Raw genomic sequence first — 22,012 nt, 5'->3', positions numbered from 1 at the left:
ACGGCGGCCCCGAGGGCGTGCTCCAGGTCCGGACCAACTCCCCCGCTCCGGTCTGCACCAAGTCCTTGTCCGGGGTCGCCCGTCTGTCCGGAAATCCCCTCGCGCTCTTCGGCCATGCGCTCAGGATGCCCTTCGGCGGGGTGAACTCTTGGGATAGGACCGGACGCAAAGGTGCATTCGGAACAAAAAAGCCCACAGGAACTTCCCAAACCAATCGTCAATTCTCTTATAGTGACCAAGACTTGAGCAGGAATTATCAGCTCCAGTTGTCACGTTCATCCATTCTCGTGACGGACTGTCCCAATCTGACCTGTCCCGCACCGTCCGCCCCAAGGACTCCGATTGCGCCCCTCATTCCGGCCGACCGCACTCGCCTTGCTGATCTCGGCAATCGTCACCGGCTCACTGACCGTGTGGGCGGTCGCCGTCGCCCCTGATGCGGTGAGGACCCCGCTGGCCTGGGGAGCGGGCGCCGCCGCCGTGCTGCTGAGCGTCGCCCTGGCCGTCACCGTCCACACCCTGGGCACGGCCCGCGCCCTGCGCGCCCAGCGGGCCGCCGAGACCCAGCGGTTCACCGCCGAGACCTCGCGCCTGGTCTCCGCCTCGGCGGCGGACGCCCAGCGCTTCACCGCCGAGACCGCCAGGATCAAGGCGGCGGCCTCCGCCGAGAACGCCCGGATCACCGCCGAGGCACGGGCCGAGCTGTCCCGCCTCACCAACGAGGCCGCCTCCGAGCAGGCCCGTCTCACCGCCGAGGCCCAGCGGCTCACGGCGCGGGTCAGCCGCAGCGAGACCGAGCGCTCCGCCGCCGTCGCCGCCTGTGCCAACGCCGCCGGACGCATGCAGGCCCTGGCCACCAGCATGCTCGCCGACCTGCGGGAGATGGAGCACCGGCACACGTCCGAGGACGTGCTCGGGGATCTCCTCCACCTCGACCACCGCACCGCCCAGGCGGGCCGGCTCGCCGACTCCATCGCCGTACTGACCGGTGCCCGCTCCGGGCGCCGCTGGGCGAAGCCGATCGTGATGGAGTCGATCCTGCGCGGCGCGATGGGGCGGATCGGCAGCTACCAGCGGGTGCGGCTGCACTCGACGAGCGATGTCGCGATCGCCGGGCACGCCGCCGAGGGCGTCATGCACGCCCTCGCCGAGCTGCTCGACAACGCCGCCAACTTCTCGCCGCCCACCGCCGAGGTCCATGTCTACGTCGAGGAGGTCCCGGCGGGCATCGTCATCACCGTCGAGGACAGCGGCCTGGTCATGAGCGACGTCCAGCTGCGCCGCGCCGAACGCGCCGTGGCCGCCGAGAACCACGACCTGACCGGTCTGTCCGGCACCCGGCTCGGCCTCGCCGTCGTCGGACGGCTGGCCCGCAAGCACGGCCTCACCGTCTCCTTCCGGCCGTCCGCCCGGGGCGGCACCGGCGCGCTGATGATGCTGCCGCAGGACCTCATCTCCCGCGCCACCGCGCCCACCGCCGTACCGGCCGCCGAGCCCGTCACCGCCGCCGCACCGATTCCCGCGCAGGCGCAGGTGCCCGCGCAGGCCTCCGCCCCGGCACCGGTCGCACCCACCGAGCCGGAGCCCGCCCACGCGCCGGCCGCGCACCGGGACACGACCCCGGACGCGCACCCGGACACCTCCCGCGCCCCGGGACCGGACGCCGGGTCCGACGTGGACTCGGCCACCGGCTCCTTCCGGTTGCCGGCCCCCGCCGCCGAGGCACCGGCCACCGGCCCGGATTCCGAATCGACCGGAGCCGTGCCCACGTTCGGCGAGAGCGGCCTGCCCAAGCGCCGCCGCGGCCGCACCCTGGCCGCCGCCGAGTCCCGTACCGGCACTGCCGCCCCCGGCGGAGCCGACAGCCCCCGGCCCCGTACCACCGACCCGAAGGTTCAGGCAGCCCGCTTCAGCACCTTCAGCAAGGCGGTACGAGCCAACTCCCCGCACCCGGAAGGCAACACCCGATGACCGCGACCACCGACGAGAAGCTCAACTGGCTGCTGGAGGGCCTGCTCGACCGCACCCCCGGCACCCGGCACGCCCTCGTCCTGTCCCGCGACGGCCTCAAGCTGTGCCGCACCCCCGAGCTCTCCGTCGACCAGGCGGACCAGCTGGCCGCGATCTCCGCCGGGATCCAGAGCCTGTCGCACGGCGCGTCCATCGAGTTCGGTGACGGCACCGGCGGCGTACGGTCCGCGATGACCGAGTTCTACGGCGGTGTGCTGTTCATCGTCGAAGCGGGCGCGGGCGCGCACCTCGCGGTCGTCGCCGCGGAGGACTCCGACGTCGGCCTCGTCGGGCACAACATGAGCGAACTCGTCGAGCAGCTGGGCGAACACCTCGTCGCCCCGCCGCGCTACCCGGCCGGTGACCCGGCCGCGGCGGAAACCACGGCCGTATGACGACGGCGCCCCGCCCCCGCCCCGGCCGCGACGACGATCCGGACCGGCTCTACACCCTCACCGGTGGCCGCAGCCGCTCCGACTCGGCCGCCTTCGACCTGGTGACCCTCGTCGTCGCGGAATGCGATCCGTCCCCCGGCATGCAGTCGGAACATGTCGCGATCCTGCGGATGTGCGAGCGCCCCACGGCGGTCGTCGAGATCGCCGCGAGCCTGAACCTGCCCGTCAGCATCGTCCGCATCATGCTGTGCGACCTGCTCGACACCAGCCGGATCAGCGCCCGCCACCCCCGTACCGCCCGTGTCGCGGACCGGCTCCCCGACCCCGACATCCTGGAACAGGTGCTCGTTGGACTCCGCAACCTCTGACCGTGCCGCCCTGCAGGCGACGGCCGACAACGGACTGAAGATCGTCGTCGTCGGCGGCTTCGGCGTCGGCAAGACCACCATGGTCCGTTCCGTCAGCGAGATCCGTCCGCTGAACACGGAAGAGACCATGACCCGCGCGGGCGAGGCCGTCGACCACCTCGACGGTGTGCACGCGAAGACGTCGACCACGGTCGCGTTCGACTTCGGCAGGATCACGCTCGACGCCCGCTCGGTGCTGTACCTCTTCGGCGCCCCCGGACAGGAACGCTTCTGGTTCCTGTGGGACCGGCTCTTCTCCGGGACGCTGGGCGCCGTCGTGCTCGTCGACACCCGGCGGCTCGCCGACTCCTGGTACGCCATCGACCGGCTGGAGCACCACGGCACGCCCTTCATCGTGGCGTGCAACGACTTCGGCGGCCCGCTCCACACCGAGCAGCAGATAAGGGAGGCCCTGGACCTGTCCGAGGACGTCCCGCTCGTGGAGTGCGACGCCCGGGACCGGTCCTCCAGCAAGTACGTGCTGATCACGCTCGTCGAACACCTCCAGAAGCTGGCCGCCCGCGCCCGGCCCCCGCAGGCGGCCCTGGCCGCGGCAACGCCCGCCAAGACCCCGGAGCCCACCCCGTGACCGCTCTCCCCGTGACGGGCTGCCCCGTCACCCACGGGTCCGTACCGCTGTCCGGACCCCGCTTCCAGACCGACCCCGTGCGGCTGTACCGGGACATGCGGCGCGACCACGGCGCCGTGGCCCCGGTCGTGCTGGACGGCGACGTGCCCGCCTGGCTGATCCTCGGCTACCGCGAACTGCACCAGGTCACCGGCGATCCGGTGCTCTTCAGCCGGGACTCGGACCTGTGGAACCAGTGGGAACGCATCCCGGCCGACTGGCCGCTGCTGCCGATGATCGGGCGCAAGCAGCCGTCGATCCTCTACACCGTCGGCGAACGGCACAGCCGGCGCGCCATGATGATCAGCAACGCCCTGGAGGGCGTCGACCCGTTCGCGCTGAAGCGGTACGCGGAGGAGTTCGCCGACGGGCTCATCGACCGGTTCTGCTCCACCGGCGGGACGGACATCATCGCGCGGTACACGATGCTGCTCCCCGCGCTCGTCCTGGCGAAGCTCTACGGCTTCTCCAACGAGACCGGTGCCGCGCTCGTCGGCTCGCTCAACGACATGATCGACGGCCGGGAGCGGGCGCTCGCCGGAGCGCAGCACCTCACCACCTCCATGGCCCAGCTGCTGGCCGACAAGCACGCCGCGCCGGACGACGACGTCGCCAGCCGGATGCTCGCCGACGACGGGGGCTTCACCGACGAGGAGATCGCCCAGGACCTGATGGTCATGATGGCCGCGGGCCACCAGCCGACCGCCGACTGGATGGGCAACTCGCTGCGCCTCATGCTCACCGACGACCGGTTCGCCGCCTCCCTCTCCGGCGGGCGGCACAGCGTCGCCGAGGCGATGAACGAGGTGCTCTGGGAGGACACGCCCACCCAGAACGTCGCCGGACGGTGGGCCTCCCGCGACACCCACCTCGGCGGCCGGCACATCCGCGCCGGGGACCTGCTCCTCCTCGGGATCGCCGCCGCCAACGGCGACCCGCAGGTCCGCACCCACGCCTCGGCGCTCACCGGCGGCAACAACGCCTTCCTCTCCTTCGGCCACGGCGAGCACCGCTGCCCCTTCCCCGCCCAGGAGACCGCCGAGGTCATCGCCCGTACGGGGATCGAGGTCCTCCTGGACCGGCTGCCCGATGTGGACCTCGCCGTCCCCGCCGAGGCGCTGACCCGCCGCCCGTCGCCCTGGCTGCGCGGCCTGACCGACCTGCCGGTGCGTTTCACTCCCACTCCCGCTCTCGGAGGAAGACCATGACCCGGATCGCCCTGGACCCGTTTGTGACCGACCTCGACGGTGAGGGCGCCGTACTCCGGGCGGCCGGGCCGCTGGCCGAGGTGGAGCTGCCGGGCGGCGTGCACTGCTACGCCGTCACGCACCACGCCGAGGCGAAGGCGCTCCTCACCGACAGCCGGATCGTGAAGGACATCAACGTCTGGGGCGCCTGGCAGCGCGGCGAGATCCCGATGGACTGGCCCCTGATCGGCCTCGCCAATCCCGGCCGCTCGATGCTGACCGTCGACGGCACCGAGCACCGCAGGCTGCGCACCCTGGTCGCGCAGGCCCTGACCGTGAAGCGGGTGGAGCGGCTGCGGGAGGGCATCGAGGCGCTGACGAAGGCGAGCCTGGACCGGCTGGCGGAGCTGCCCGAGGGGCAGCCGGTGGACCTGAAGGCGGAGTTCGCCTACCCGCTGCCCATGAACGTCATCAGCGAGCTGATGGGCGTGGACGCCGCCGACCACCCGCGGCTCAAGGAACTGTTCGAGAAGTTCTTCTCCACGCAGACGCCGCCGGAGGAGGTCCCGCAGATGATGGCGGACCTCGGCGCCCACTTCACGAAGATCGTCGACGGCAAGCGGGCCAACCCTGGCGACGACCTGACCAGCGCCCTGATCGCGGCCTCCGAGGACGGTGACCACCTCACCGACGAGGAGATCGTCAACACCCTCCAGCTGATCATCGCGGCCGGTCACGAGACCACGATCAGCCTCATCGTCAATGTCGTGGAGGCGCTCCAGACCCACCCCGAGCAGCGGGCGCGGGTGCTGAACGGGGAGATCCCGTGGGAGGGCGTGATCGAGGAGACGCTGCGCTGGAACACCCCCACCTCGCACGTCCTGATCCGGTTCGCCACCGAGGACGTCGAGGTCGGTGACAAGGTGCTGCCGAAGGGCGAGGCGCTGATCGTCTCCTTCGGCGCGCTCGGCCGCGACGAGCAGGCGTACGGTCCGACCGCGGGCGACTTCGACGCCACCCGCACCCCCAACCGCCACATCGCCTTCGGCCACGGCCCGCACGTCTGCCCGGGTGCGGCACTGTCCCGCCTGGAGGCGGGGATCGCGCTGCCCGCGCTGTACGAGCGGTTCCCGGACCTGGACCTCGCGGTGCCCGCCGACGAGCTGCGCAACAAGCCGATCGTCACGCAGAACGACCTGTACGAGCTGCCGGTCGACCTCGGCTGAACCGCCGCCGCGGACCCTCCGCGGACCCTCCGCGGCCCGGCCGCGACGTGATGGACCCGGCCCGTCGGGGCCGGGTCCACGGGCCGGAGCCCCCGTCTCATCCGACGGACACAGTGCTGCGCCCTGCCGCCGAGGGACTACGCTCCGACTCGTGGCCGATATCCAGATTCCCGCTGACATCAAGCCCGCCGACGGACGTTTCGGCGCCGGACCCTCCAAGGTGCGGACGGAGGCGCTCGACGCGCTGGCCGCCACCGGCACCTCCCTTCTCGGCACGTCCCACCGCCAGGCCCCGGTCAAGAACCTGGTCGGCGAGGTACGTGACGGCGTACGCAGCCTCTTCTCCCTCCCCGACGGATACGAGGTGATCCTGGGCAACGGCGGCTCCACCGCCTTCTGGGACATCGCGACGCACGGTCTGATCGAATCGAAGTCCCAGCACCTCAACTTCGGCGAGTTCTCCTCGAAGTTCGCCAAGGCCGCCAAGCTCGCCCCGTGGCTGGCCGACCCGACGGTGATCGCGTCCGACCCGGGCACCCACCCGGACCCGCGGGCCGAAGCGGGCGTCGATGTCTACGCCTTCACCCACAACGAGACGTCCACGGGTGTCGCCGCGCCGCTCAAGCGCGTCGCGGGCGCGGACGAGGGCTCCCTCGTCCTGGTGGACGCCACCTCCGGCGCGGGCGGCCTTCCGGTCGACATCACCGAGACGGACGTCTACTACTTCGCGCCGCAGAAGTCCTTCGCCTCCGACGGCGGCCTGTGGATCGCGGCGTTCTCCCCGGCTGCCCTGGACCGCGCGGCGCGCGTCCACGCCTCGGGCCGCCACATCCCGGAGTTCTTCTCGCTCCCGACGGCGATCGACAACTCCCTGAAGAACCAGACGTACAACACCCCGGCCCTGGCCACGCTCTTCCTGCTGAACGAGCAGCTGAAGTGGATGAACACCCAGGGCGGCCTGGACTTCACCACCGGCCGCACGGCCGCCTCGGCGGCGAACCTGTACGGCTGGGCCGAGAAGTCCACGTACGCGACCCCGTTCGTCACCGACCCGGAGAAGCGCTCGCAGGTCATCGGCACGATCGACTTCGAGGACGGCATCGACGCGGCGGCCGTCGCCAAGGTGCTGCGCGCCAACGGCATCGTGGACACCGAGCCGTACCGCAAGCTGGGCCGCAACCAGCTGCGCGTGGCGATGTTCCCGGCGATCGACCCGGCGGACGTGCAGGCGCTGACGGCCTGCGTCGACTACGTGATCGAGCAGCTGTAGGCAGACGTACGGAGACATACGGAGACGGCCCGGCGCACACCACGTGTGCCGGGCCGTTTCTGCTTCACTCGACCGGGTGGCGCATCGCCTGTGGGACATCCGGCACCGCCCGGTCCTACGATGATGTTCTCGACACCAGCCATTCCAGGAGGCCCGCAATGTCTGCAGCAGCAGTCGAGCACCCCTGTGACGGTGAACCGGAGATCTCGCTGCTGGAGAGTGCCAACGAACTCTCCGAACAGCTCCCGGGGCGCCGCGTCGAGATCATCGGAGGCGTCATCACCGTGGCCCCGTCGCCGGACGGCCGACATGGCCGCGCGCTGACCAAACTGATGCGCCCGTTCATTGCCGCAGGTCTCGACGACGGCGAAACCGCCGTCATTCAAGGTATCGGTGTGTGGCTGCCCAGCGGCCCGCACGACTACGCCATTCCCGACTTGGCCCTGGTCGATGAGGACTTCGACGACCACCGCGCCGAGAACAGCTGCTACGACCCCGGCGTCTTCCGTCTGGTCGCGGAGGTCACCTCCGGGAACTACCAGAACGACCTGCGCAACAAGGTCGCCGCGTACGCCGAGGCCAAGATCCCGGTCTACGTCGTCCTCGACCGCAAGCACGGCCGCGTCCATGTCCTGACCGAGCCGCTGGCCGGCGGATACGACCGCCACGAGGTGTACGCGCCGGGCCAGCAGGCCCCGCTCCCCGCCTCCATCGGTGCCGAGGTCTCCCTCGACGTCTCCGAGCTGGTGCAGGCGGGCCGCCCGAAACGCTGAGGACCGGGCCGGGGTCGTGCCGCTAGATTCTGCACATGATCACATCTGTGGCGCACGTCCCCTACACCGGCGGCGAGAAGGAAAGCCTGCACATCAGCCTCGACCGGCACCGCGATGTGGTGCTGTGGAAGCTGGAGGGCCTGGACGACGAGCAGGTGCGTCGGCCCATGACCCCGAGCGGGACGAATCTGCTCGGCATCGTGAAGCATCTGGCCACCGTCGAATACGGCTGGTTCTGCGCCCCGTTCGGCCGGGAGACCGAGAAGTTCTGGTTCGACACGGCGACCGAGGACATGACCGTCGGGCCCGACGAGACGACGGCCGGCATCCTGGCGTTCTACGGACGGGCCCGCGCCGCCGCCGACCTCGCGATCCGGGAGACGGACCTCGACGCGACGGGCACCGCGTGGGACGGGCGGGTCGTGTCGATGCGGTGGGTCCTCATCCACATGCTGGAGGACGTGCTGCGGCACGCCGGGCACATGGACATCGTCCGCGAACTGATCGACGGAGCGACGGGCGCCCACCCGGACAACTGACCACCCGGGCAACCGGCCCGGCACCGACGTCTCATGGCGTCCCGTCACCCACCGCTCCGCCCCGTCGCCTCACGGCGGCTCCCGTCACTCCGCCGGCGCCGCCGCCAGCACCGCGCGCAGGGCGGCGACCCCGGCCAGCCACTCCTCGCCCGCACCGCCGTCGGCCCAGAGCTCCAGGACCTCCGAATTCTCCCCGGCGACCCGGTCCAGGGCCCGCACCGCCAGCGGGCGCAGGTCCCCGGGGAGCGGGGGCAGGGGCTGCTTCGGGCCGTACGCAGTGGTGACGGGCTCACCGCCGGGGCACTGGGCGGCCACCAGCGCGGCGGCGGCCACCACCACCTCGCCGTCGTCCAGATAGCCCTGCGGGGAGGCGTTCGCCGCCTCCGCCAGAGCGTCCCTGAGGACATCCGCGCGCTTCTCCGGCGGGGCGTCGTCCACCCGGCCGCCGAAGTCGGCCGCGGTGTCGTTGTCGAAATACCCGATGTCCCAGGCGCCCATGGTGTCCCTCTCTCCGTTGGTGCCCCCCATCCTGACCGCCACCACTGACAATCGGCCGGGCACCCCCTCAGGCCCCCGGTACGTCCCGGTGCCAGCGCACTTCGCCGTCCTGCCACTCCTCGGTCGGGGCGAGTCCCGCCGCCCCGGCCACGGCGGCGGACGCCGTGTGGGCGGGGTGGATGTGCGCGAGGACCGTACGGACGGAACCGTCCGCCAGCAGGTGCGCGACGAGACCCGCCGCCGCCTCCTTCGCGTAGCCCCGGCCCTGCCACGGGGTCCCCACGACCCAGGCGATCTCCGCCACCCCGCCCCGTACCGTCGCCTGGACGTAGCCCGCGAGGCGGCCGTCCTCACGGACCCGGAGCACCCAGTTCCACCACTGCTCGGCGGGGTCCGGCGAACCGGCGCACTGGCGCTCGTAGCGGGCCCGGAGCGCGGCCGTGTCCTCGGGGGCGCCTCCGGTGTACGTGTACAGGGCCGGGTCACTGAGGACGGCTGCCATCCCGTCCGCGTACGCGGCCTCCAGGGGCAGCGCGTCGAGGCGGTCGGTGGTGAAGGGCAGGGGCCCGTTGCGGTGCATGGGGCCCGACCCTACGTCGGGCCCCTGCCTGCGGCGAAGCCGTTTTCAGCGGCTCAGCCGCTGGAACCTGCGCACCGCCAGCGGCAGGAACACCAGCGTGATCACCAGCGGCCACACCAGGGCCATCAGCAGGGCGTGCTCCTCCACCCAGGTGCCGCCGCCGGCCACCGGGTTGCCGAACAGTTCACGGCTCGCGGTGGCGGTCGAGGAGACCGGGTTCCACGCGGCGAGCGTGCCGAGCCAGCCCGGCATCAGGGAGGGCGCGACCAGTGCGCTGGAGATCATCGTGACCGGGAAGGCGATGGCGTACAGCCCGCCCGCCGCCTCCGCGTTCGGCACCAGCAGGCCGAGCCATACGCCGACCCAGATCAGGCTGAACCGCAGCAGCAGGAGCAGCCCGAAGGCGCCGACCGCCTCCATCGGACCGCCCCCCGCCCGCCAGCCGACCGCCAGCGCGGTGGCCGCGAGAATGGTCAGCTCGGCGGCGGCCACGACCAGGTCCGCCACCCCGCGTCCGGAAGCGACCGCCGACGGGGCCATCGGCATGGAGCGGAACCGGTCGATGACCCCCTTGCCCGCGTCGGTGACGACGGCCATCGCGGTGTTCATGAAGCCCATCGTCATGGTCGTGGCGAACATGCCGGGCATCAGGAACTCCCGGTAGTCGCCTCCGCCGGGCACCTTCATCGCACTGCCGAAGATATAGCCGTACAGCAGCACGGAGAGGATCGGGAACCCCAACTGCCAGATGATGGCGATGGGTTGGCGCTGATAGTGGGTCAGGCTGCGGCGTGTGACGTTCCAGCAGTCGACGAGCGCCCAGGAGAGCCGGCCGCGCTCCGGTCCCACGGCCGCCGCGGTGTCCTTCCGTTCGAGCGTGGTCATGCCGTCGCCCCCGTCTTCTCGTTCGCGCACTCCGCGCCCGCACCTGTGCCCGCGCCCGCGCTCGGGCCCTTGTCCGCCACGCCGCCGACCTGCGTACCCGGGGGCTCCTCGTCCGCCGCCCCGCGCCCCGTCAGCCGCAGGAAGACATCGTCCAGGCTGGGCCTGCGCAGCCCGATGTCCTCGACCGCGACGCCCCCGTCGCTGAGCACCCGCGCCACCTCCGTCAGCGCGGCCACCCGGTCGGCGACCTGCGCGTGCACCCGGCGGGCCGTGCCGTCCGTGATGACGAGCCCGCCCCCGGCCACCCGGTCCACCGCCCGCGCCACCGCCGGGAGATCCCCCTCCTCGGCGGCGACGACCTCGATCCGGTCCCCGCCGATCCTGTTCTTCAGCCCGTCCGGGGTGTCGTCGGCGATGGCCCGGCCCCGGTCGATGACGGTGATGTGCGAGGCGAGCCGGTCCGCCTCGTCCAGATACTGCGTGGTGAGCAGGACCGTCGTACCGCCCGTCACCATCGCCCGTACCGCGTCCCAGACCTCGCCCCGGCCGCGCGGGTCGAGCCCGGTCGTGGGCTCGTCCAGGAACAGCACGGCGGGCGCCAGGATCATGGAGGCGGCCAGGTCGAGCCGTCGCCGCATCCCGCCGCTGTACTCCTTGGCCCCCTTGTCCGCGGCCTCCACCAGGTCGAACTGTTCCAGCAGCTCCCCCGCCCGCTGCCGGGCCCGCCCGGCGCCGAGGTGGAACAGGCGGCCGAACATCTCCAGGTTCTGCCGGCCGGTGAGGACCTCGTCGACGGCGGCGTACTGGCCGGCCAGCCCGATCCTGCTCCGTACGAGCCGGGGTTCGCGCCCCACGTCGAGCCCCGCCACCTCGGCCCGCCCGCCGTCGAACCGCAGCAGGGTCGCGAGGACCCGCACGGCCGTGGTCTTGCCGGCACCGTTCGGTCCGAGCAGACCGTGCACGGTGCCGGGGCGGACCGCGAGGTCGAAGCCGTCGAGCGCCCGCTTCTCCCCGCCGCTCCCCTTTCCCCCGCCCTTCCCCCGGTCCTTCCTCCGCCCCTTCTCCCGGTACCGCTTCACGACGCCTTCGGCCAGGACCGCGTATCGGGACGCAGACATGGCACACCCCCTCCACAGAGACGACCAGAACCCTCGGATCAGAACTGGGTACACCGTACCCGATGAAGAGTACACCGTACTCAATTCCTGACCGGCGCATTACTCTGGTGCTCATGACGAGAAACGGTTCGGCAGCGGAAACGGACGGCACGACCACCGGGAGCGGTGACATCGCGCGCAGCCTGGAGCTCCTGTGGAGCACCGGCGACCGCCCCAGCCGCGGCCCGAAACCGGGTCTCACCCTGGACCGGATCGTCACCACCGCCGTCGCCGTGGCGGACGCGGAGGGACTGGCCGCCGTCTCGATGCGCCGGCTCTCCACCGAGCTGGGCACCGGCACGATGTCGCTCTACCGCTACGTCCCCGGCAAGGCCGAACTGCTGGACCTGATGCTCGACCGGGTCCTCGGCGAACCGCTCACCGGCGGCGCCGCCGACGTGCCCGCGGACTGGCACGACGCCATCGACGCGATGGCCCGCACCTATCTGGGCAACCTCCGCCGCCACCCCTGGCTGCTCAAGATCAACCAGGCGCGCACGGTGCTCGGCCCCAGCGCCCTGCGCGGGCTGGAACTGGCCCTCACCGGCCTGCGCGGCATGGGACTGTCCGACCCCGAACTGATCGGCGTGATCATCACGGTCAACAGCTTCGTCGAGGGCCTCGCCCGCACCCAGAGCCACGCCGTGGAGGCCGTACGGCAGACGGGCCTGAGCGACGCGGACTTCTGGGAGGGCCAGCGCCCCTACCTGGAACGGGCCATGCTCAGCGGCGAGTACCCGATGATGGCGGGCATGGCGGAGGACACCTTCAGCGCCGACTTCGACCACTTCGAGTTCGGACTGCGGCGGCTGATCGACGGCTTCGAAGTGCTCGTCCAGGAGCGCGCGAGGGGATGACGGCGGTCCGGGTCCGTGCGCCAATGGAGACATGGACGCCAGCCGGGAGCTCGCTCCTTTCGTCAAGCAGTACGCCGTCCTGCTGAGCACCCACCGGCAGGACGGTTCGACCGTGGGCACGCCCGTCAACATCGCCGTCGAGGGTGATCACGCCTTCATCCGCACCTTCTCCTCCGCGTGGAAGGTCGAGCGGATGAGGAACCACCCGGAGGTGGAGATCGCCCCGTGCACGGTGCGGGGCAGGCCCACCGGCCCACGGATCAGGGCCTACGCGCGGCTGCTCCGCGCGGGCACGAAGGAGAACACCCACGCGGCACGGATGCTGTCGCGCAAGTACCCGGTGATGCACGGGGTACTGGTCCCGCTCGCGCACCGGCTGAAGCGTGACCGGACGCTCCACTACGAGGTGTGGCCGATTCCGGACGAGTGAGCCGGTGCGAAGACGTTTCCAGCGCGAGCCCCGCACACCTTCATACATATCGTCAATCTGCCGCTACTGAAACGTGTGACCACCTCCCATGCGCTCTCGATCTAGACATTTATGGGTGTAATCCGGCCCGGGGCACCGTGGATGATTGCCATACACACCCGCCTTACAGGATCTTCGAAGGGCAAGCGTGAGAGACGAAACGGTGGAAGGGTCACACGGAGGCGGGCGAATAAATTTTCGGCACGTCTTCATTTGCCCGACCGTGACATAGCCTCCCCGTTCGTTCATCGAATGAAGGAGAATTTGTGATCTCGAAGACGAAGAGGGTTGCCCGCTCCGTGGCCGTGGCGTTCGCCGCGACCGCGGCGGTCACCATGGCCCTGCCCACGGGCAATGCCTACGCGATCGACCACGTCGAGTGCCGTGGCGGGGAGAACTTCCTGAAGATCTGGTCGCACCTGGACGGCCGCTCCAGCGTGGACTGCTACGCCAACAAGGGCCGGACCAACTTCGGCAGCTGGTGGGTCGACCGGATTTCGACGGGCAACAACGACCTCATCTACTACGACGAGAACGGCGACTCGGTGCGCATCAACCGGTGGACCGACATCACGTTCCCGAACCGTCCCCCGAAGGTCAAGGACATCGAAATCCTTTAGCGGACGAACAGATGAACCGACCGGTGGACGGTCGGGCCGCGGTCCGGGAAGACCTGCCGATTCACGATTCACGGCCCTGCACGATCCAGGCCCTCGGCTGATTCAATCCACTTCCCGTACAAGCTGAATTCATCGTGGTGTTGAATTCTTCGTGGGGTTGAATTCTTCGTGGGGTTGAATTCACCCACTCCCGGCCGACCGATACAGGCCGCGTGCCCGTGCGCGCGGCCTGTATCGGCATGCCCGTGGCCGTCGCCCCGCGCACCCCGCCTCACCCCTGCCCGCGCCGCCTCCGCAGGGCGAACCAGATGACCGCCACCCCGGCGATGACGACCGCGCCCAGTGTCATGCTCCCCTTCTCCCCGCCGTCGTCCGCGCTGTCCCCGCCGCCTCCGCCGGACCCCCGGCCGGCGCTCCCGGAACCGCCCTCCGAGCTCTTGCCGCCCCTGCCGCCCGGGACCTCCACCCGCTCCACATCGCTCCGCCTCCCCTCCGAGCCGAACATGAGCGCCGAGCCGTCCGCCGTGTACGTCACCGACTCGGCCTGCCCCTGGAACGGGGCGCTCACCGCGCGGTCGTCGCCGAGCCTGCCGCCCTCGAAGGCATACGCGCGAGCGCTGAAGTAGGACCGCAGCACCAGCTCGGTCCCGTCCGGCGAGAACGCCCCGTCCGTCACCCACGGCACCTCCCCCACCCTGCGGAACACATTGGTCCCGCCGGTGGAGAGCTTCGCGGGCCCTTCGTAGAGCCCGCCGCCGTCCTCGTTCTTCGAGGCGATGTACACCCGGCCGGTCTTCGGGTGGACCATCATCGCCTCGGCGTTGCGCGCCCCGTCCGCGTACGTCACATCGAACTGGGTCGCCGTGACGGTGGCGTCGCGCAGCTCCTTCGGCTCGGGGAAGCGGTAGATCCAGACGTGGTCCCACGTCCCGTTCAGGTTGTCGCCGATGTCACCGACGTACACGTTGCCGTCGGGTCCGATCGAGATCGCCTCGACGTCACGGGGCTCGCCGACGCCGCGCATGGTGATCGTCGCGACGGTCTTCCCGGTGCGGGAGTCGACGGCGTAGATGTACGGACCGTCGTCGCTGTCGTTGTGCGTCCAGTAGACGCCCGGGTGGGTGGGGCTGGCGGCCAGACCGCTGGACTCGGTGATCCTGGGGTCCTCGATCGTGAAGCTCCGATCGGCCCCGCCGTCGTCGGCCGCGGCGAGGGCCGCCCCCGGAAGCAGCAGGAGCGTGGCGGCACCGAAGGCAGTCAGATACGAGCGCATGGGCTCAAGTGTCCATCGTCACGTCGCAGGCCGACGCGCTGATCGGCCATGATGGCGCATATGCGTTTTCTGCTGGTCGGCGATTCCATGACGATCGGGCGCGCCGGCGACTTCACCTGGCGCTTCCGTATGTGGCAGCACCTCGAAGCGACCCTCGGCGGGGGTTTCGCGCTCGTCGGCCCGCGCACGGAGCTGTACGACACCGAGGCGGGCGCCCCGCTCTCGTACGCGTACGGCGCCCCGTCCTTCCCCGCCGGGGCCCGCGCGCACCTCGCGGGCTGGGGCGAGGGCTGGCTGCACATGGCTCCGGTGATCGGGGACGCGGTCACCGGGACCCGCGCCGATGTCCTGCTCGTCTCGCTCGGCCTGATCGACCTCGGGTTCTACACGGACAGCGCGCAGACCGCGCGCAACGCCCGCGCGTTCATCGCCGCGGCCCGCGCCGCCAACCCCCGTATCAGGATCGTGCTCCTGCCCGTGATCCCCAACGTCCGGGCGGAGTCGGACGCCCCCTTCGCCGCCGAGTGCGAGCGCTTCAACGAACTCCTCGCCAAGGCGGTCGCCGACCTCGACGAAGCCGCCTCCCCGCTGCTGCTGGCCTCGCGCCCGACCGGGTACGACATCCACACGGACACCTACGACGGCACGCACCCCGGCCCGAGCGGCGAGCACAAACTGGCGGCGGCCTTCGCCGACGCGATGCACCAGGCGTGGGGACTGGGCGGGCCGTACACGCCCCGCGGCTGAAACCACTGCGCCCGCCCGCCCCCGGACCGTACGGTGGTGCCTCATCGGCCGAATGACGATCAGGTACGGGGGTGGGTCAATGGACCCGATTTCGCTGGGTGTTCTGGCAGCGCTGGCAGGCGGCGCGGGCGGGGAGATCGGCCGTCAGGCCTGGTCCGGACTGACGGGCCTGGTGCGCCGGCGCCGGGACCCCGCGCCGGGAACGCCCGAGGGCTCGGCCCCGGAACCCGACCCCGCCGAGACGGCGCTGACCGCGCTGGAGGGCCGCCCCGGGGACCGGGAGCGGGCCGGGGAACTCGCACAGGCGCTGCGTACCCAGGTCGAGGCGGACGAGGCCTTCGCCCGTGCGGTACGGGTGTGGGAGGCGATGTTCCAGGCCTCGCTGACCGCGGACCCGGAGGCGGCGGAGGAGCTGGAGGCGGCCGTCCGGGCGGTCGACCCCGAGGCCGTGGCCCCGGGGTCGGTGCACAACGACTTCCGCGGCAGCACGTTCAGCGGCCCGGTGCAGGGCAGCGGCACCCAGCACAACACGTTCAGCCGGTAGCCGGTCCCGTGCCCCCGTCGGCGGGCGTCCTGCTCCGTTACGGGGTGAGGGCGTCCGCGGACACCAGCGTGCCGTCGCGGAAGCAGAGCCGGTACGCGTCGCCCGACCGGTCGTCGAACCGGTCGGCCGTCATCGCGTAGTACGAGCACGATGTGCCGGGTCCGGCAGGCTCCGCGTCCACCGGGCGGTGGCCGGTCCGGCGTTCCGGCAAGAGGGGTTCGGCCTCGGACCGGGCCATCCCCACCCGCAGCCGGGCGAAGTCGCCGGGTTCGAGGACCGACCGGGACACCGACCACAGCTCCCACCCCATGAGCACCAGCGACAGCAACGCCCCCGCCACCAGCGGCACCAGGACCGCGGCGACGAGCGTCCGGCGCACCCGGCGCCCGGCATGGCGGTGCTCCTGGGGCAGCGCGCCACCCCCGCCACCGGACCCGCCGGACCGGGACCCGCCGGACCCGCCGGACCGGAGAGCGATGGGTGCGACGGGTGCGACGGGTCGCGCGGGGGTGTGCGGAATCCGGGCGGCGACCGCGAAGCCCCCGTCGCGCGGACCGTGGGTGAAGGTGCCCCCGGCCAGCCGCACCCGCTCGTCGAGCCCGATGAGCCCGTGTCCGCCGTGGGCACCGCTCCCTGGTGGTGCGGCTGGGGCGGCGACCGGTGACGGCCCGTTCTCGACCACCACTTCGGTCTCGTCGGCCGAGTGCGCGACGCGAACGCGCGCCGTGGTGTGCGGGGCGTGCTTGGCGACGTTGGTGAGCGCCTCCTGCACGACGCGGTGCACGGCCCGCTCGACGACCGGGGGGACGCCGTCCGCCGTGCCGTCGACGCGCAGGTCGACCGGGAGCCCGGACGCGGAGGCCTCGTCGGCCAGCCGGGCGACCCGGGACACGGAGGCGGCCGGGCCACCGCGACCGCCACGGACGGCACCCTCGTCCGGGGTTCCCGCAGGGCGCAGGGGCACTTCGTCGCTCCCGTCACGCAGGACGCTGATCACTTCCCCCAGCCGCTCCACCGCGGCCCCCGCCCTGGCCCTGATGTCCCCGGCCGCCTGCCGGTGCCGGTCGTCGAGGTCGGCCGCGAGGCTCAGCGCGCCCGCCGAAAGGGCGATCAGGCTGAGGTCGTGGCCGAGGACGTCGTGCATGTCCTGGGCGATCCGGGCCCGTTCGCGCAGCCGTGCCTGCTCGGCGACCAGCCGTTGTTCGCGCTCCAGTTGTGCCGCCCGCTCCCACCCGGCCCGGACCAGCTGCCGGTACTGGTGCCGGAACCGCCCCGCGAACCACGGCAGCATCGCCGCGAGGACCACCACGGCCACGAACCGGCTCCCCAGCGGCAGCCACGACGGCACCAGGGCCACCGCCACCACCCCGGCCGCGACGACCGCGACCAGCGCGAGCGCGGTGGGCCGGGCCCGCCCCGTCCGCTGCCCGGCGAGGAACGCGGCGACCGCCGCCGGAACCACCCACCACAGGCTGACCATGCTCAGCCCCACCCCGGCCGCGGCGGCGGCAGCGGCCACCCCGGCCGGATCCCCGGGCCGGGTCCGCGGTCCCGCGCCGCCGCGTTTCGCACTGTCCATACGAGGACGGTACTGAGCGCGAAGTCCCCGGGTCCCGCCCCGGTGGCCGGATCCCCCGGTCCGCCCGGGATCCCCGGATCCCCGGATCCCCCGAGACCCCTGCCCCGGATCACGCCCGGGTCATTCCACCTGCTGCGACCCCAGCATCGTCAGCGCCAGCTCGGTGAGTTCACCGGACACCTCGGCGGGCCGGGCCCGCCGGGGCCGGCGGCTGTGATGGGCCATCAGCTCGTGGACCGTACCGACCATCACCATCACGTCGACCCGGTGGTCCCGGTCCTCCGCCTCCCCCCGGTCCACCGCCCGCTCGGCCTCCCCGGTCAGGAACTCCGTCCACAGGGCCCGCCACAGCTTGCAGTGTTCGTCCACCGTGGCGCTCACGCCCAGCACCTCGACGAAGGTCACCCGGGCCTCGCGCGGATCGCGGGTGACGGCTTCCACGTAGGCGTCGAAGAGGCGCCGGACGCGCTCGGCGGTCCCGCACTCGTCCATGCCCTTGGCGAGCAGGGCGTTCTCCGCGGCCCGCAGCCCGCTCGTCGTCACCCGGTTGTGCAGCGCGACGAGCAGCCCCTCACGCGAGCCGTACTCCTTGCGCAGCACCTCGGCCGGAACCCCGGCCGCCGCGCAGATCGCCAGCTCGGTCGTCTCCGCGTACCCGACGACTCCGAACAGTTCCCGGGCCGCGTTGAGGAGTTGCTCGCGCGCCTGGTTCCGGAGCGTGTCACCGGGGCCAGTGCGCTGAGCCGGCCAGTTGTCCACCACCGGTCCTCCTTCAGCGGAAGAGGTGCGGGAGAGGAGCCTCAGCACCTCTGCACAGACCGCCCGCCCCATTGTGCTCGCCCCGGCACGGTGGTTCCGACTGCGCCACACCCCAACCGGAGTGCGGCACCCCGCCCTCACACCCCCTGTCGCGCCGTCGACGCGCTCCCCCGGCGGATCGGGGGGCCGACGTTTTTCAGCCCCAAAGTGGCACGGTGAGCGGTCGGGAAAGTTGACGAGGAGGACGCGTTCGCCCTTCGGGGCCGTTCCTGCGGGGCCAGTTCGTCCGGGACCGTTCCCACGGGCGGTTCTTCCGGGACCGTTCCCACGGGGCGGTTCTTCCAGGGCCGTTCCCACGGGGCGGTTCTTCCAGGGCCGTTCCTGCCTGGCCCTTCACCAGACGACCGGCATGCTCCGCAGTCCGAGGACGATGCCGTTGAGTTTGAACTCGGCCTGCGCCGAAGGGAACACCGGGCGCAGGCCGGGGATGCGGCGCAGCAGGGTGGTCAGCGCGACCTCCAACTCGATCCGGGCCAGCTGGCGGCCGATGCACTGGTGCGCGCCGAAGCCGAACGACAGGTGCGTACGGGACTGTCGGCCGAGGTCCATGGTGTCCGGGGCCGGGAACACGCTCTCGTCCCGGTTGCCGGACGGGACCGCGGCGACCAGCCACTCCCCCGCCTTCACGGCGGTGCCCCCGACAGTGACGTCCTCGGTGGCGTAACGCAGCAGCCCGAACTGGATCACCGACAGATAGCGCAGCAGCTCGTCCACGGCGGATCCGGCGGTGTCCGGTGCGGCCCGGAGTGCGGCCCTGCGCTCCGGATCCTCCAGCAGCACCAGCGCGCTGAGCGCGATCATGCTGGCGGTCGTCTCATGTCCGGCGACCAGCAGCAGCACACCGAGGGTGGCCAACTCCGGCACGGAAAACGGGCGTTCGGTCCGGTTGCCGCGGTCGATCAGCCGACTGAGCAGATCGTTGCGGGGCTCGGCGATCCGTTGCCGGATCAGCTCGCCGAGGTGGTCCTGGAGCCGCCCACTGGCCGCGTCGCGGGCGGCTTCGTCCGCGTCGAAGCCCATCAGCACCTCGCTGTCGCGCTGGAACGCCTCGTGATCCTCGTAGGGCACGCCGAGCATCTCGAAGATCACCAGCGACGGGATCGGCAACGCGAAGTCCCGCACCAGGTCCGCGCCCGACCCGGAGAGCATCGCGTCTATGTGCTCGTCGGTGATCCGCTGGATGTACGGGCGCAGCGCCTCCATGCGCCGCACGGTGAACTCGCCCATCAACAGCCGCCGCAGCCGCGCGTGTTCCTCGCCGTCCAACTGGATCATCGAGCCGGGCAGCGGGGCGCGGCCGTCGTAGGACGGCAGCATGTGCATCGACCCCGCGCCGCGTGAGCTCAGCCGCCGGTCCTTGAGCACGCCCCGGATGTCCTCGTACCGGCTGACCAGCCACGCGTCCATCCCGGCCGGGCAGCGGACCGGTGTCACGGGTGCCTCGGCACGCAGCCGGGTGTAGGTCTCGTTCGGGTCGAAGGGACAGGAATCCGGCCTGCCGCCCGGAATACCCGGGACGTCGGCACCGAAAGGGGGACGGGTGTTCGTCATGAGGGAGGGCTCCAGCCTGACGGAAGGTCTCACGGCACACCGTGCCGGGGACGGAGAGGCTACGGTCCGTCCACCGCTCCGGGGACCGCGACCGGCTTCTCGCGCCTGCCCGCCGGGCGGCTGAAGCGCCGGACGGCGGGTCGTTCGACCACGGTGTAGAGGGCCGCCGCGAGGGCGACGCTGATCACGACGGTCAGCAGGACATGGATCAGTCTTGTCGACGGGGACGCGGCCACCGCCTCGCCCGTGGCGTGCACCGCGCCGATCGGGCCGTACTGGATGACCAGGTAGTGCACGAGATAGAGGGCGAACGAGATCTCTCCCAGCCACACCATGGTCCGGCCGTTGAACGGCGTACGCACGGCGCGTACGTCGGCACCGGCGCCCGCCGCGATCACCAGGGCGAGTGCGAACGCGGTCGGACCGGCGCAGAGGTGGAAGATGCCGGGCAGTCCGGCCTGGAACACCACACAGACGACCGTGAGGAGAAACGCCGGTGCCATGCCCAGGCGAATCCATTTCCCCGAGATCACGATGCGTGCCATCAGGATGCCGAGAATGAATTCGAGCATCCTGGTGAGGGGAAAGCTGTACGCGAACCAGGACTGCCACTGCGGAACCGCCGGGTCCCACGAGGTGGCCGGCTGCTCCGGCAGAAGCAGCGCGACGAAGGGTACGGCGATGATCGCGGCGGCGACGACCGCAGCCCACGCCCATAAACGCGCCGAGCGGATACGCCGGACGAAAACGATCAGCCAAGGAAATGCGAAATAGAACATCAGCTCGCAGCCGAGGGTCCAGCTCGGCACATTGATGCCGGTCAGTCCGCCGAGCGCGTCGAAGTGGGGAATCCAGGGCTCGATCAGCAGGAGCGGCGGTATCGTGTTGATCAACATGACCGGCACACCGGCGATCACCATCAGCACCAGCGTGACCGCGAAGGTCGTCAGATGGTTCGGAAAGATCTTCGCCACGCGTCGGCGCCAGAAGAGCCTCGCGGTGTCGTTCGGATCGTCGACCCACGTGAGAATGAACCCGCTGAGCACGAAGAAGAAGGCCACGCCGACCGGCCCGAGGGTCGTGATCAGATCCAGCAGGCCGGGATGTTCCGTTCCCACTATCTGCCCGGACAGGTGAGAGACCACGACGGCGAATGCCGCGATGAATCGCATTCCGGTCAATGATGGCAGACGATTCCGCCGGGCGGGCAACTCCGACGTCTGCACCATCATCCCCCTCCGGCTTCACCCGGCGGACAGCACCGGGATGAAATCACTGAAGCCTCACTATCAATGATTTCCTTGACACGGGTCAAGCCGATTATTTCGATCACTTGAATCCCATTGTGCGATTCAATGGACCGGCGGAATGAAATTTCTCGCGCAATATTCCACACGCGAGGCAGAAGAAAAGTCCTCGGTCGTCGGCGCTGTCGGTCGGCGACACCGTCAGTCGTCGGCGCCGTCGTCGCAGCGGTGATCCGCGCGGGGCGCGTTCTGGTGGGCGACGGCGTCCTTCCAGCGGGCCCGCTCCGTGCCGAGCCGGTCGTCGGCGCTCACGGCGAACCACACCCAGCCGTCCTCGTACTCGTGCGTGTCCGTCAGGCCGATGACGTAGCGGCGGCCGGGGCGGAGCGGCGCGTAGTCCGGTTCACCGGCGGCGACGGCACGCCCCTTCGCGTCCCCGGCTGCGGACTGGCCGATCACCATGGACGCGGGCGGGTCGCCCTTGAGGGGTTCCGTCACGGTCACGGCGGACATGACGACCCCGCCTTCGAGCTCGGGCTCCTCCTCGCGGTACTCGACCGTCCGGTCGACGGTGACGATCGCGACCGTCCCCACGTTGCCCGCCTTGTCCCGGTCGGTGGTGTCCTCCGGCAGGCAGAGGGTCTGCGCGGCCGTCACGTCGTCCAGGGTGGTGTACCAGTAGCCGGCCCCGGCCGTCGCGAGCACGGTGGCGGCGGCGAGCGCGGTGAGCAGAAGGCGGGTTCGCGTCATG

The 22,012-nt window shown here is 71.3% G+C and carries 24 protein-coding genes; 14 read left to right on the top strand and 10 right to left on the bottom strand.

Annotated features, from left to right (window positions below; translation table 11 throughout):
• Nucleotides 1-342: 342 nt before the first annotated feature.
• From ABT170_RS36905 to ABT170_RS36865, 9 genes are all read left to right on the top strand, one after another.
• Complete coding sequence (locus ABT170_RS36905) at nucleotides 343-1,971, top strand: sensor histidine kinase (protein ID WP_351874887.1); 1,629 nt, start codon at nucleotides 343-345, stop codon at nucleotides 1,969-1,971.
• Nucleotides 1,968-2,405, top strand: a complete 438-nt coding sequence (locus ABT170_RS36900) for a roadblock/LC7 domain-containing protein (RefSeq protein ID WP_266932000.1) — start codon at nucleotides 1,968-1,970, stop codon at nucleotides 2,403-2,405. Before ABT170_RS36905 ends, ABT170_RS36900 begins: the two co-directional genes overlap by 4 nt.
• A complete protein-coding gene (locus ABT170_RS36895; protein ID WP_266932001.1) occupies nucleotides 2,402-2,773 on the top strand; it encodes a DUF742 domain-containing protein in 372 nt (123 codons plus the stop codon). The genes ABT170_RS36900 and ABT170_RS36895 overlap by 4 nt, the downstream gene beginning before the upstream one ends.
• Nucleotides 2,754-3,401 (top strand): GTP-binding protein, encoded by a 648-nt coding sequence (locus ABT170_RS36890; RefSeq protein ID WP_329941050.1) that lies wholly within the window; start codon nucleotides 2,754-2,756, stop codon nucleotides 3,399-3,401. The genes ABT170_RS36895 and ABT170_RS36890 overlap by 20 nt, the downstream gene beginning before the upstream one ends.
• 11 nt (nucleotides 3,402-3,412) lie before the next feature.
• Nucleotides 3,413-4,648 (top strand): cytochrome P450, encoded by a 1,236-nt coding sequence (locus ABT170_RS36885; protein WP_351874902.1) that lies wholly within the window; start codon nucleotides 3,413-3,415, stop codon nucleotides 4,646-4,648.
• Nucleotides 4,645-5,853: a cytochrome P450 family protein gene (locus ABT170_RS36880; protein WP_351874882.1), complete on the top strand. Its 1,209-nt coding sequence runs from the start codon at nucleotides 4,645-4,647 to the stop codon at nucleotides 5,851-5,853. The genes ABT170_RS36885 and ABT170_RS36880 overlap by 4 nt, the downstream gene beginning before the upstream one ends.
• Before the next feature lie 151 nt (nucleotides 5,854-6,004).
• Nucleotides 6,005-7,123, top strand: a complete 1,119-nt coding sequence (serC, locus tag ABT170_RS36875; protein ID WP_329941052.1) for a phosphoserine transaminase — start codon at nucleotides 6,005-6,007, stop codon at nucleotides 7,121-7,123.
• Between the two features lie 158 nt (nucleotides 7,124-7,281).
• The gene (locus ABT170_RS36870; RefSeq protein WP_351874879.1) at nucleotides 7,282-7,896 is read left to right on the top strand and encodes a Uma2 family endonuclease; all 615 of its coding nucleotides are present in this window, start codon (nucleotides 7,282-7,284) and stop codon (nucleotides 7,894-7,896) included.
• A 35-nt stretch (nucleotides 7,897-7,931) separates the two neighbouring features.
• Nucleotides 7,932-8,435, top strand: coding sequence for a DinB family protein (locus ABT170_RS36865; RefSeq protein WP_329941055.1), 504 nt, complete (start codon nucleotides 7,932-7,934; stop codon nucleotides 8,433-8,435).
• Between the two features lie 84 nt (nucleotides 8,436-8,519).
• Here ABT170_RS36865 and ABT170_RS36860 read toward each other — a convergent pair whose 3' ends face one another.
• From ABT170_RS36860 to ABT170_RS36845, 4 genes are all read right to left on the bottom strand, one after another.
• Nucleotides 8,520-8,933 (bottom strand): DUF4259 domain-containing protein, encoded by a 414-nt coding sequence (locus tag ABT170_RS36860; protein ID WP_351874899.1) that lies wholly within the window; start codon nucleotides 8,931-8,933, stop codon nucleotides 8,520-8,522.
• 67 nt (nucleotides 8,934-9,000) lie between these two features.
• Nucleotides 9,001-9,513, bottom strand: coding sequence for a GNAT family N-acetyltransferase (locus ABT170_RS36855; protein ID WP_351874875.1), 513 nt, complete (start codon nucleotides 9,511-9,513; stop codon nucleotides 9,001-9,003).
• A 45-nt stretch (nucleotides 9,514-9,558) separates the two neighbouring features.
• Complete coding sequence (locus ABT170_RS36850; protein WP_351874872.1) at nucleotides 9,559-10,398, bottom strand: ABC transporter permease; 840 nt, start codon at nucleotides 10,396-10,398, stop codon at nucleotides 9,559-9,561.
• The gene (locus tag ABT170_RS36845) at nucleotides 10,395-11,516 is read right to left on the bottom strand and encodes an ATP-binding cassette domain-containing protein (RefSeq protein ID WP_351874869.1); all 1,122 of its coding nucleotides are present in this window, start codon (nucleotides 11,514-11,516) and stop codon (nucleotides 10,395-10,397) included. The genes ABT170_RS36850 and ABT170_RS36845 overlap by 4 nt, the downstream gene beginning before the upstream one ends.
• A 113-nt stretch (nucleotides 11,517-11,629) precedes the next feature.
• On the opposite strand from ABT170_RS36845, the gene ABT170_RS36840 reads away from it, so the two are divergent.
• The 3 genes from ABT170_RS36840 (at nucleotide 11,630) to ABT170_RS36830 (ending at nucleotide 13,501) form a co-directional block, all read left to right on the top strand.
• Nucleotides 11,630-12,412: a TetR/AcrR family transcriptional regulator gene (locus ABT170_RS36840; protein WP_329941059.1), complete on the top strand. Its 783-nt coding sequence runs from the start codon at nucleotides 11,630-11,632 to the stop codon at nucleotides 12,410-12,412.
• Nucleotides 12,413-12,443: 31 nt separating this feature from the next.
• Nucleotides 12,444-12,842, top strand: coding sequence for a PPOX class F420-dependent oxidoreductase (locus tag ABT170_RS36835; RefSeq protein WP_329941060.1), 399 nt, complete (start codon nucleotides 12,444-12,446; stop codon nucleotides 12,840-12,842).
• Between the two features lie 305 nt (nucleotides 12,843-13,147).
• A complete protein-coding gene (locus ABT170_RS36830; protein WP_329941061.1) occupies nucleotides 13,148-13,501 on the top strand; it encodes a beta/gamma crystallin domain-containing protein in 354 nt (117 codons plus the stop codon).
• A gap of 271 nt (nucleotides 13,502-13,772) precedes the next feature.
• On the opposite strand, the gene ABT170_RS36825 is transcribed toward ABT170_RS36830, so the two are convergent.
• Nucleotides 13,773-14,774, bottom strand: coding sequence for an SdiA-regulated/phytase-like domain-containing protein (locus tag ABT170_RS36825; RefSeq protein WP_351874864.1), 1,002 nt, complete (start codon nucleotides 14,772-14,774; stop codon nucleotides 13,773-13,775).
• 60 nt (nucleotides 14,775-14,834) lie between these two features.
• Between ABT170_RS36825 and ABT170_RS36820 the strand changes: the two genes are divergently transcribed.
• Nucleotides 14,835-15,521 carry a GDSL-type esterase/lipase family protein gene (locus ABT170_RS36820; protein WP_329941063.1) on the top strand — a complete coding sequence of 229 codons (687 nt, stop codon included), beginning with the start codon at nucleotides 14,835-14,837 and terminating at the stop codon, nucleotides 15,519-15,521.
• A gap of 79 nt (nucleotides 15,522-15,600) precedes the next feature.
• On the top strand, nucleotides 15,601-16,065 hold the full coding sequence (locus ABT170_RS36815) for a hypothetical protein (protein ID WP_351874860.1): 465 nt from the start codon (nucleotides 15,601-15,603) through the stop codon (nucleotides 16,063-16,065).
• A 37-nt stretch (nucleotides 16,066-16,102) separates the two neighbouring features.
• Here the strand turns inward: ABT170_RS36815 and ABT170_RS36810 are convergent, their stop codons facing one another.
• The 5 genes from ABT170_RS36810 to ABT170_RS36790 all read right to left on the bottom strand — a co-directional run bounded on the left by ABT170_RS36810 (nucleotide 16,103) and on the right by ABT170_RS36790 (nucleotide 22,011).
• Nucleotides 16,103-17,644 (bottom strand): sensor histidine kinase, encoded by a 1,542-nt coding sequence (locus ABT170_RS36810; RefSeq protein WP_443034226.1) that lies wholly within the window; start codon nucleotides 17,642-17,644, stop codon nucleotides 16,103-16,105.
• 120 nt (nucleotides 17,645-17,764) lie between these two features.
• Nucleotides 17,765-18,406 carry a TetR/AcrR family transcriptional regulator gene (locus tag ABT170_RS36805; protein WP_266932015.1) on the bottom strand — a complete coding sequence of 214 codons (642 nt, stop codon included), beginning with the start codon at nucleotides 18,404-18,406 and terminating at the stop codon, nucleotides 17,765-17,767.
• A gap of 390 nt (nucleotides 18,407-18,796) precedes the next feature.
• The gene (locus tag ABT170_RS36800) at nucleotides 18,797-20,014 is read right to left on the bottom strand and encodes a cytochrome P450 (protein WP_329941066.1); all 1,218 of its coding nucleotides are present in this window, start codon (nucleotides 20,012-20,014) and stop codon (nucleotides 18,797-18,799) included.
• A 59-nt stretch (nucleotides 20,015-20,073) separates the two neighbouring features.
• A complete protein-coding gene (locus ABT170_RS36795; RefSeq protein WP_351874856.1) occupies nucleotides 20,074-21,186 on the bottom strand; it encodes an acyltransferase family protein in 1,113 nt (370 codons plus the stop codon).
• A gap of 276 nt (nucleotides 21,187-21,462) precedes the next feature.
• Nucleotides 21,463-22,011: a hypothetical protein gene (locus tag ABT170_RS36790; protein ID WP_329941068.1), complete on the bottom strand. Its 549-nt coding sequence runs from the start codon at nucleotides 22,009-22,011 to the stop codon at nucleotides 21,463-21,465.
• Nucleotide 22,012 lies beyond the last annotated feature (1 nt).

The sequence above is a fragment of the Streptomyces sp. NPDC001787 genome, assembly GCF_040297465.1.
Lineage (GTDB): Bacteria > Actinomycetota > Actinomycetes > Streptomycetales > Streptomycetaceae > Streptomyces.
This window is presented reverse-complemented; position numbering and strand designations above follow the sequence as displayed.